Source organism: Pseudonocardia sp. (assembly GCF_025465255.1).
Classification (GTDB): Bacteria; Actinomycetota; Actinomycetes; order Mycobacteriales; family Pseudonocardiaceae; genus Pseudonocardia.
In genome coordinates this window covers 1-9,466 of the sequence record NZ_JAODNI010000002.1, presented here as the reverse complement: position 1 = coordinate 9,466, position 9,466 = coordinate 1, and the positions used below count along the sequence as shown (strand labels likewise).

11 protein-coding genes and 1 pseudogene are annotated in these 9,466 nt (G+C 71.9%); 9 read left to right on the top strand and 3 right to left on the bottom strand.

The genetic code is table 11. The features are described 5' to 3' along the window. From JWP64_RS00155 to JWP64_RS00145, 3 genes and pseudogenes are all read left to right on the top strand, one after another. Positions 1–186, top strand: a pseudogene (locus tag JWP64_RS00155) (cytochrome ubiquinol oxidase subunit I); the annotation flags it as partial. A gap of 47 nt (positions 187–233) precedes the next feature. Beyond that, a complete protein-coding gene (gene serB / locus JWP64_RS00150; protein WP_297490701.1) occupies positions 234–1,448 on the top strand; it encodes a phosphoserine phosphatase SerB in 1,215 nt (404 codons plus the stop codon). Between the two features lie 17 nt (positions 1,449–1,465). Then, the gene (locus JWP64_RS00145) at positions 1,466–2,137 is read left to right on the top strand and encodes a peptidyl-tRNA hydrolase (RefSeq protein ID WP_297490704.1); all 672 of its coding nucleotides are present in this window, start codon (positions 1,466–1,468) and stop codon (positions 2,135–2,137) included. A 127-nt stretch (positions 2,138–2,264) separates the two neighbouring features. On the opposite strand, the gene JWP64_RS00140 is transcribed toward JWP64_RS00145, so the two are convergent. Beyond that, positions 2,265–4,295 (bottom strand): ATP-dependent DNA helicase, encoded by a 2,031-nt coding sequence (locus JWP64_RS00140; protein WP_297490699.1) that lies wholly within the window; start codon positions 4,293–4,295, stop codon positions 2,265–2,267. A gap of 171 nt (positions 4,296–4,466) precedes the next feature. Between JWP64_RS00140 and JWP64_RS00135 the strand changes: the two genes are divergently transcribed. Beyond that, positions 4,467–5,348 carry a thioesterase family protein gene (locus tag JWP64_RS00135; protein ID WP_297490696.1) on the top strand — a complete coding sequence of 294 codons (882 nt, stop codon included), beginning with the start codon at positions 4,467–4,469 and terminating at the stop codon, positions 5,346–5,348. A 68-nt stretch (positions 5,349–5,416) separates the two neighbouring features. On the opposite strand, the gene JWP64_RS00130 is transcribed toward JWP64_RS00135, so the two are convergent. Beyond that, on the bottom strand, positions 5,417–5,968 hold the full coding sequence (locus tag JWP64_RS00130) for a nicotinamidase (RefSeq protein ID WP_297490693.1): 552 nt from the start codon (positions 5,966–5,968) through the stop codon (positions 5,417–5,419). 1 nt (position 5,969) lies between these two features. Further along, entirely contained in the window at positions 5,970–7,274 is a 1,305-nt protein-coding gene (locus JWP64_RS00125) for a nicotinate phosphoribosyltransferase (protein ID WP_297490691.1), read from the bottom strand. Between the two features lie 55 nt (positions 7,275–7,329). Here JWP64_RS00125 and clpS point away from each other — a divergent pair, with 55 nt between their 5' ends. From clpS to JWP64_RS00105, 5 genes are all read left to right on the top strand, one after another. After that, positions 7,330–7,626, top strand: a complete 297-nt coding sequence (gene clpS, locus JWP64_RS00120) for an ATP-dependent Clp protease adapter ClpS (protein ID WP_297490689.1) — start codon at positions 7,330–7,332, stop codon at positions 7,624–7,626. Further along, positions 7,623–8,174: a DUF2017 domain-containing protein gene (locus JWP64_RS00115; RefSeq protein ID WP_297490687.1), complete on the top strand. Its 552-nt coding sequence runs from the start codon at positions 7,623–7,625 to the stop codon at positions 8,172–8,174. Before clpS ends, JWP64_RS00115 begins: the two co-directional genes overlap by 4 nt. 69 nt (positions 8,175–8,243) lie before the next feature. Continuing rightward, positions 8,244–8,633, top strand: coding sequence for a hypothetical protein (locus JWP64_RS00110; RefSeq protein WP_297490685.1), 390 nt, complete (start codon positions 8,244–8,246; stop codon positions 8,631–8,633). After that, a complete protein-coding gene (locus tag JWP64_RS31300; protein ID WP_366889110.1) occupies positions 8,630–9,217 on the top strand; it encodes a DUF3558 domain-containing protein in 588 nt (195 codons plus the stop codon). Before JWP64_RS00110 ends, JWP64_RS31300 begins: the two co-directional genes overlap by 4 nt. A gap of 14 nt (positions 9,218–9,231) precedes the next feature. Then, positions 9,232–9,466 (top strand): hypothetical protein (locus tag JWP64_RS00105; protein ID WP_297490683.1); only part of this gene is annotated, 235 nt, incomplete at its 3' end.

The window sequence follows — 9,466 nt, the reverse complement described above, 5'->3', positions numbered from 1 at the left end:
CGGCACAACTTCACCGAGCTGCCCCGGATCCGCTCCGAGCGCCCCGCGTTCGAGCTGCACTACCCGCACCTCGTCGAGCGCATCCGCGAGGAGGCGCACGTCGGGCACCGGGCGGCGCCGTCCGAGGTCCTCGCCCAGGGCGTCAGCCACGAGACGCAGCCCGACGACGACCCCAAGTCCCGTTAGGACCGTTCGCGCTGAACGCTCAGAACCCGGCCCGGTCGACCGTCCTCGTGACGGTCACCGGGCCGGACCGTCCCGGAGTCAGCTCCGCACTGTTCACCGTCCTCACCCGACACGGGGTGGACCTGCTGGACGTCGAGCAGGTCGTGATCCGCGGCCGGCTCACGCTGGGGGCGCTGGTCGCCGTCGAGCGGGATCCCGAGGGACTCCAGGAGTCCCTGGACGACGCCATGCAGAGCATCGGCATGCAGGTCCACACGTCCGTGAACCACGGGACCGATGAGGACCCGGCGGTGCGCCGCAAGTCCACGCACGTCGTCGTGGTGCTGGGGCGGCCGATCACCGCCCGCGCGTTCGGGTCCGTCGCCCAGGCGCTCGCGGACGTCGGCGCGAACATCGACTCGATCCGCCGGGTCGCGGACTATCCCGTGACGGGCCTCGAGCTCGAGGTCTCGCCGAACCCGGACGACCCGCAACAGCACCCGCACGGCACGCTGCGGCACAAGCTCGTCGAGGTCGCGCGCGAGGCGGGCATCGACGTCGCCGTCGAGCGGGCCGGTCTCGCCCGGCGCAGCAAACGCCTCATCGTCTTCGACGTGGACTCCACGCTCGTCCAGGGCGAGGTCATCGAGATGCTGGCCGCGCGGGCCGGCGCCGAGGCCGAGGTCCGCGCCGTCACCGAGGCCGCGATGCGCGGGGAGCTGGACTTCGCGCAGTCCCTCGAACGCCGGGTGGCCGTTCTGGAGGGGCTGCCCGCCGCGGTCATCGACGAGGTCGCCGCCGAGCTCGAGCTCATGCCCGGCGCGCGCACCACGATCCGCACGCTCAAGCGCCTCGGCTTCCGCGCGGGCGTCGTCTCGGGCGGGTTCACCCAGGTCATCCGCGGTCTGGTCGACGAGCTGGGGCTGGACTTCTGCGCCGCCAACGAGCTGGAGATCGTCGACGGGCGGCTCACCGGCCGCGTCGTCGGGGACATCGTGGACCGGCCCGGCAAGGCCGTCGCGCTGCGCCGGTTCGCGGCCGAGCACGGGATCCCGCTCGAGCAGTGCGTGGCGGTCGGCGACGGTGCCAACGACATCGACATGCTCTCGACGGCCGGGCTCGGCATCGCGTTCAACGCCAAGCCCGCGCTGCGCGAGGTCGCGGACACGGCGTTGTCCCAGCCGTACCTGGACGCCGTGCTGTTCATCCTCGGGATCACCCGGGACGAGGTCGAGAGTGCCGACGCCGCCGAGGGCGTGCTGCGGCGGGTCCCGATCGCGTGAGCACGGTTCTCGACGCGCTGGCAGCCCGCTACTCCGGGCCGGACGTCGTGATCCCGCCCGAGCAGGACGGCGTGGTGCGGGCGATGCCGGTGATCCTGCGGATCGAGCGGGAGGCACCGGCGCGCACGCCGCTGCTGGAGGCCGCCGCGGGCGCCGCGCTCGCGCTCTGCCTGGACCCCCGGGCGCAGGAGGGCGGCGAGTGGCACGAGGACGTCCTGAGCTGGGTCGACGGCCGCATCCGCAAGATCGCCAGGCGCGCACGCGGCGCCCACTGGGAAGCCGTGCAGGACCTGCCGGGCGTGACCGTCGAGGTCGACGGCGCGGAGGCCCGCGCGCTCGTCCCCGGTCCGGTCGACGCGGTGCCGAAGGTCGTCTCGCGGCTGCAGATCGGCGGCACGGACCTGCCCCCGGACTCGCCTCCCGCACCCCCGCCGGGCGTCCCGGTGATCACACTGAACCCGGCCGTGACGATGAGCGTCGGCAAGGCCGCGGCCCAGGTCGGGCACGCGTCGATGCTGCTCGCCGCCGTCCGCGGATGGACCGAGACCCCGCGGTTCGCCGTCCGGTCGACGGACGAGGCGCGCTGGGCGGCGCTGTGCGCAGCCGTCGAGCGGGACGAGGCGGTCGCGGTCCGGGACGCGGGGTTCACCGAGGTGGAGCCCGGGACCATCACCTGCATCGGACGCTGACCCGGGGCCGGCAGGTCGTCCGCCGGACCTCCGGCGCCTGAGTGGCTCGAGCAGCCCACGATGACGCTTGAACCACTCAAGCGGCGACGGACGCACCGCAAGCCCGGCAGCGCCGTGCCGGCGGAGATCAGGCGTCGCGGAGGCGGCGCAGGGCCGCCCGCACCTTCTCGGGATCGGTCGTCTGCCAGAACGGCGGCAGGCTCGCCCGGAGGAACCCGCCGTACCGGGCCGTCGCGATCCGGGAGTCCAGGATCGCGACGACGCCCCGGTCGTTCATCCCGCGCAGCAGCCGGCCCGCACCCTGGGCGAGCAGCAGCGCGGCGTGGGTGGCGGAGACCGTGAGGAAGCCGTTGCCGCCCCGGGCGTCCGCGGCCCGCTGACGGGCCGACACGAGCGGGTCGTCCGGGCGCGGGAACGGGATCCGATCGATGATCACGCAAGACAGGGACGGCCCGGGCACGTCCACGCCCTGCCAGAGCGAGAGGGTGCCGAACAGGCAGGTCTCCTCGTCCTCGGCGAACCGCTTGACCAGCAGCATCGTCGAGTCGTCCCCCTGGCAGAGCAGGGGGACGGACAGCCGTCCCCGCAGCGCCTCGGTGGCCTGCTTCGCGGCGCGCATGGAGGAGAACAACCCGAGCGTGCGGCCCCCGGCGGCGTCGACCAGCTCGGCGATCTCGTCCAGGTAGGCGGGCGCGAGGCCGTCACGGCCCGGCGGGGGCAGGTGCTTCGCGGTGTAGAGGATCCCGCTGCGCGCGTGGGCGAACGGCGAGCCGACGTCCATGCCCTTCCACCGCGGAACGTCCTTGTCCTTCACCGGGTCGTCCTCCGGGGCCGTTCCCTCCGGCGGGAGGCCCCACTGCCGGGCCAGCGCGTCGAAGGAACCGCCGAGCGCGAGCGTCGCCGAGGTGAGAACGGTGGTCCGCGTGCCGAACAGCCGCTCCCGCAACAGCCCGCCGACGGCCAGCGGCGCCGCCCGCAGCACCTTGAACCGGGCGTTGTCCGGGCCCTGCTCGCCCAGCCACACGACGTCGTAGCGCTTGGCCGGGTCCTCCTGCTCGAAGGTCTTCAGCACCCTGACGGCGACCTCGGACACCTCGTCCAGCAGTGCGAGCGCCAGCTTGCGGCCGGTGGCCCCCTCCGGGTCCTCCCGGCGTTCGCCGCCCAGCGCCTGCCGGCACATCGCGGCGGCGTCGACGATCGACTGCAGTGCGCCGGATGCGGAGCGCGGCAACGACTCCCAGCGTCCGGGAGGCAGGTCCTCGAGGGTGAGGCCGAAGCCCTCGCCCGCCTCGGCGAGCCGATCGGCCAGGTCCTGGTCGACGAGCTTCCCGCAGCGCCGGGCCGCGGCGGCGACGGTGCCCGCGGTGAGCTCCGCGGTGGCGGCGCCGGTGACCCGGTCCACGAGCTCGTGCGCCTCGTCGATCACGACGACGTCGTGCTCCGGGAGCACCGACGCGTCGCCCATCGCGTCGATCGCCAGCAGCGCGTGGTTCGTGACGACGACGTCCGCCCGCCCGGCCTCGGCCCGCGCCTTCTCGGCGAAGCAGTCCTCGCCGACCGGGCACCGGGCCGCGCCCAGGCACTCCCGCGCCGTCACCGACACCTGCCGCCAGGCGTTGTCCGGGACGCCCGGGACGAGCTCGTCCCGGTCCCCGGTCTCGGTGTCCGACGCCCAGTCGTGCAGGCGCGACACGTTGCGGCCCAGGGCGGAGATGGCGAAGGCGTCGAAGAGCTGCTCCTCGGCGGGGTCCTCGCCCATCGCGTCGTCGCCGTGCAGCTTGTTCAGGCAGAGGTAGTTCCTGCGGCCCTTGAGGATCGCGAACGTGGGCGCGCGCCCGAGCAGCGGCTTGAGCGACTTCGCGACCCGGGGGAGGTCCCGGTCCACGAGCTGGCGCTGCAGCGCGATCGTGGCGGTGGAGATGACGACCGTGGTGTCCCGGACCATCGCGTGCCGGATCGCCGGGACGAGGTAGGCCAGGGACTTCCCCGTGCCCGTGCCGGCCTGCACCGCGAGGTGCTCGCCGCTGGACAGCGCCTTGCGGACGGCCTGCGCCATCGCGTCCTGCCCCTCGCGGCGCGCGCCCCCGACCGCCGTGACGGCCGCCTCGAGCAGCTCGGCCACGCCGGGGAGGTCGGTCTTGGCGGGAGCGGCAGGCACTCGTCGACCTTATCCGGCGCCCCCGACAGCCCGAGGCGCAACCGTGTATCGACGCAGTCGACCCCCGCCCCGCAACCGTGTGGGCACGCTCCGTGAAACGTGGCAGGCCCCACACGTGATGTGGCGCGGCCGATTCGGCAGGTCGCCGCGGCTGTGGCCATCATGTCAAGGGTGACGTCCACGGAAATCCGACCCGACCCCGCGCTGTACCCGATGGTCTTCGAGCCCAAGGCCCGTTACAGCGATCTCGACCCGAGCCGTCGCATCGGCCGGGAGGCTCTCGTGCGCTGGTTCGAGGACGCGCGCGTCGCCGTCGAGCTCGAGGCATTCGGGTCCGACCTCGCCGACCGTCAGCGTGCCCGGGTGGGCCAGCTGCTGGTGTCGGTCCAGGTCGACGTGATCGCCCCGCTGCGGATCGCCGGTCGGTACCGGGTCGGGGTCGGCGTGAGCCACATCGGGACGAAGTCGTTCTCCTACGTCTACGGCGTGTTCGCCGGGGACGACCTGGTCGCCACCGGCGAGTCGACGAGCGTCTACACCGAGGGCGGCGTGACCACGGCGATCCCCGCGGACCTGCGGGAGGCGCTCGGCAGGCTCGAGCTCCCGGGCGCCGGACAGGGCCGGGTCGAGCCCGAGCCGTCGCGGCTCGTCCGGGAGAACTACCCGTTCCGCTACGACGTGCGCACCCGCTTCGGGGACCTCGACACCAACCGGCACGTCAACAACGTGGCGCTGGCCGGCTGGTACCTCGACGGTCTCGCCGAGCTGCACACCGACGTCCTGGGCTACCCGGTCGGCGGCCCGCTCGACGGCCTCGAGCCCAGCTCCCTGCGGGTCGAGTACCTCGACGAGGTGCGCTTCCCCGGCATCTACCAGCTGCGCGTCGGCCTCGTCGACATCGACGACACCCAGGCCCGCTACGCCTGTGGCCTCTTCGACGGCCACCGCTGCATCGGTCTCGCCGACGCCGTCGGCGCGCACAGCACGCACGACAACGACGGCGACCAGGTCGATCTCGGCGCCGCGCTCCAGCCGTTCCGCATGAAGGGCTGACGCCTCCGATCACGGTCGACGGCCGCGCATCCGCTTCCGGCTGCGCGGCCGTTCCCGTTCAGGGGTGTCTAGCCGATGGTCACGCCGGCGTCGCTCAGCACGTCCAGGGCCTTGTCCGTCGTCGCCGGCGTGACCCCGGCGCAGTGCTCCAGCAGCACGGTCACCGCGAAACCGGCCGCGTTGGCGTCGAGGGCGGTCGCGCGGACGCAGTGGTCCGTGGCGATCCCGACGACCTCGACGGCGTCGACACCCCTGTCCCGCAACCAGTCCGCCAGCCCGACGCCGTTCGGCTCCGTGCCCTCGAAGCCGGAGTATGCGGCGGTGTAATGGCCCTTGTCGAACACCGCGTCGACGGGCGCGACGTCCAGCGCCGGGTGGAACGACGCCCCCGGCGTGCCCGCGAGGCAGTGCGGCGGCCAGGTGTCCACGAAGTCCGGAGTGTCGCTGAAGTGCGCGCCGGGGTCGATGTGGAAGTCCCGCGTCGCCACGACATGGTCGTACCCGCCGTCGCGAGCCAGCCGGGACACGCTCTCGGCGACGGCGGCGCCGCCCATGACGGCGAGCGAGCCGCCCTCACAGAAGTCGTTCTGGACGTCGACGACGATCAGTGCCCTGCTCATGTCAGGACGTCCCCTCGAACACGGTCGGGATGGCGGGCTCGCCGCGGGAGAGCTTCAGCCCCTCCCACGGCACCGCGACGAGCGCGGCGCGCAGGTGCTCGCGGGACTGGTCCAGCGAGGGCAGGTCGTCGACCCGCTTCCCGCCGCGGACCAGCGGGATCGGCAGCACGCGGTCGTTCGGCCCGACCTCGGGTGTGGTGGTGACCGGGTACACGACCTCCTCGACCGCCGTGCCGGTCGGCTTGAAGCGGCGCAGCGCGGACTTGCGGCCCCCGCGGGACTCCTTCGAGCTCGACCGCTTGGCCACGGGCCGCCCGTCCACCTCGACGAGCTTGTAGACCATGCCCGCGGTCGGCGCCCCGGATCCGGTGACGACCGAGGTGCCGACGCCGTAGGCGTCGACGGGTTCGGCGCGCAACGAGGCCAGCGCGTACTCGTCGAGGTCACCGGACAGGACGATCCTCGTGCCGGTGGCGCCGAGGGAGTCCAGCTGCTCGCGGGCCTGGCGGGCGAGCACGCCGAGGTCGCCGGAGTCGATCCGGATCGCTTCGAGCTCGGGGCCGGCGGCCTCGATCGCGTTCTCGACGCCCTTGCGGATGTCGTAGGTGTCGACGAGCAGGGTCGTCTTGACGCCGAGGGCCTCGACCTGGCTGCGGAAGGCGCTGAGCTCGTCGTCGTGCAGCAGGATCCAGGCGTGCGCGGCCGTGCCGGCCGTCGGGATGCCGTGCCGGCGACCGGCCTCCAGGTTGGAGGTCGCGCCGAACCCGGCCAGATAGGCGGCGCGGGCCGAGGCGACCGCGGCCTCCTCGTGGGTCCGCCGGGAACCCATCTCGATCATCGGCCGCGATCCGGCGGCGGTGACCATCCGGGCCGCGGCCGAGGCGACGGCGCTGTCGTGGTTGAAGATCGACAGCGCCAGCGTCTCGAGGACGACCGCGTCCGCGAAGGAACCGGTGACCGTCAGGACCGGGGAGCCGGGGAAGTACAGCTCGCCCTCGGGGTAGCCGTCGACGTCACCGGCGAAGCGGTAGTCCGCGAGCCAGTCCAGGGTGCGCTGGTCCACCGTCCCCGCGAGGGAGGCGAGCTCGGACTCGCCGAACCGGAAGTCCTCCAGCGCGTCGAGGAACCGGCCGGTCCCCGCGACGACGCCGTAGCGGCGACCGTCGGGCAACCGGCGCGCGAAGAGCTCGAAGCTGCACTGCCGGTCGGCGGTGCCGTCGGCCAGTGCCGCGGCGACCATGGTCAGCTCGTACATGTCGGTGAGGAGCGCGGTGGCAGCGCCCGTCCCGTCCGCGACGCGGGTCATGCCGTGAGCCTATGTGCCGTCCTGCGCCTCGGGGTGTGCGTGTCACCATGGAGGCATGTCCGCGCCGCTCAGCTCGCCGACCCGTCAGGTGGATCCTGCCGTCGACGAGGAGACCACCGGCGACACACCCTGGCAGGCTGTCGTCTGGAACGACCCCGTCAATCTCATGTCCTACGTGACGTACGTGCTGCAGAAACTCTTCGGCTATCCCGAGCCGAAGGCGACGGCGCTCATGCTGGACGTCCACCACAAGGGGAAGGCCGCGGTGTCGTCCGGGGACAAGGACAAGATCGAGACGGACGTCGCCAAGCTTCACGCGGCCGGCCTCTGGGCCACCATGCAGCGCACATGAACGGCTGGAAGCGCTCCGGACGCGGGACGAAGGCCCGGCTCGTCGCGACGTTCGAGGAGCAGGAGTCGACGGTCCTGCGCGGCCTGGTCGGCGAGGTGCGGCAGATGCTGGAGGGACGCGCGAGCGAGGCGCCCGCCGATGAGCTCGCCGCCCTCACGGGCATCCGCACCGGGCCGTCGAAGCGGCCGGACGACCGCGTGCTCGCCCGGCTGCTGCCGGACTTCACCAGCGAGGACATGGACCTCGCCGCGGGCCTGCGGTCCCTGCACGAGCCCGAGCTGATCGAGAGCAAGCAGAACGCGGCCCAGACGGTGCTGGACGCGTTGCCGGAGGCGGGCGGGAAGGTCGAGCTGACGCCCGAACAGTCCGACGTGTGGCTGACCGCGCTCAACGACGTGCGGCTGGCGCTCGGGACGGCGCTGGACATCAGCGAGGAGATGCCGGAGGAGCTGCCGCCGGACGACCCGCGCGCGCCGCACCTCGGGGTGTACCAGTGGCTGACGTTCGTGCAGGACTCGCTGGTCCAGACACGGATGAAGCTGCTGTAGACCGTTCACGATCGCGAACCCCTCGGCTGAAGTGGTCCCGCGCGCGGGACGGCCTGAGATCATGGACGGGTGACCTCGCCGAGCGACTCCGTCGACGCCGCCGACATCCGCCGGGTCGACGACGCGCAGATCATCTGGACGGACGCGGTGCCGACGGTGGGTGGGGCGCCGGGGCAGGTCCGATTGGAGCCGGAGGTGGCGAGGGCGTTCTCGGTGAGGCTGGGGGAGGTGGTCAAATCGGTGCTGGGTGCGGAGGTTCTGCTTGACCCCGTTCTGACCTCATTTCCCTCGATGGACCCGGTGAGCAATAACGCCGCATCCCAGTCGGCGAGGATGATCAACGATGCGCGGACCTACTTGGAGGCCTGGCGACGTCAGCTCTGGGAGGCACGGATGGCACTCGATGCACAGCTTGCTGCTTACGAGGATGTCGAGCAGCGGAACTTGGGACGAACATGATGAATAGTGGCCCGGTGTCCGGTCTACTCGCTTCGTTCGTGCTCGTTCTCGCCCTTTCTGCTTGTTCGACCGCATCGTCGACTCCTCCACTGGTAGTTCCGCCACCACCGGCAGAGGTGACAGCGAGCGCCCCTCCGGTCTCCGGAGTGCCTACCGTGGATCATCCTCTTGATTTACGCGGCATTCGCGCTTGTGAGGCGCTCACGGCGGAAATGCTTCAATCGCTGGATCTCACTGCCGATACAGCCTCCGACCGGTCAAACGCGAATGCGTCTGCATGCGGCTGGACTGCGCGTGACGGGTCGTTCGAGGCTGGTATCGCGTTGAGCACGGTTCGAGATCTGAGACTCTATTACAGTCTCCGGACCTCGTTCCCGATCTTTGAGCCGGAGGTCATTTCCGGGTATCCGGCGGTGCGGGTCAGCGACGTGAACAGCGGCTCCTGTGTGATCTTGGTCGGCAATGCCGATGACCAGTCCTTCTCCGCGCGGGCCGGAGGTTTCAGCGGCCCCCTCCGGGACTTGTGCGTGACTGCACGAGATGTTGCCAGTGCTGCCTTGACCTCGTTACCGCCCCGCCGCTGATCGGAGTCCGGACCATGGCGCCGAACTACGAAGGAACCGCAGTCGACTTCTCCGGGATGTCGATCGAACAGATTCGCGATCCCGTGATTGCCGGCAGCGCTACGAACGACCTGCAAGGTGCGGCCGATCTGCTGGCGCAGGTCGCGGAGAAGCTCACCGCGGCCTGCGACGACCTGCACCAACTCCACCGCGACTACTCCTCCGCCCACGAAGGTGCGGCCGCCGACGCCACCCGCGACTATCTGGTCA

What these genes read in the sequence shown, in the direction of transcription:
- JWP64_RS31300 (WP_366889110.1), top strand. Translation starts at nt 8,630, where the DNA reads ATGATGAATAGTGGCCCGGTGTCCGGTCTACTCGCTTCGTTCGTGCTC.
- JWP64_RS00125 (WP_297490691.1), bottom strand. Translation starts at nt 7,274, where the DNA reads ATGACCCGCGTCGCGGACGGGACGGGCGCTGCCACCGCGCTCCTCACC.
- JWP64_RS00115 (WP_297490687.1), top strand. Translation starts at nt 7,623, where the DNA reads ATGAACGGCTGGAAGCGCTCCGGACGCGGGACGAAGGCCCGGCTCGTC.
- JWP64_RS00130 (WP_297490693.1), bottom strand. Translation starts at nt 5,968, where the DNA reads ATGAGCAGGGCACTGATCGTCGTCGACGTCCAGAACGACTTCTGTGAG.
- clpS (WP_297490689.1), top strand. Translation starts at nt 7,330, where the DNA reads ATGTCCGCGCCGCTCAGCTCGCCGACCCGTCAGGTGGATCCTGCCGTC.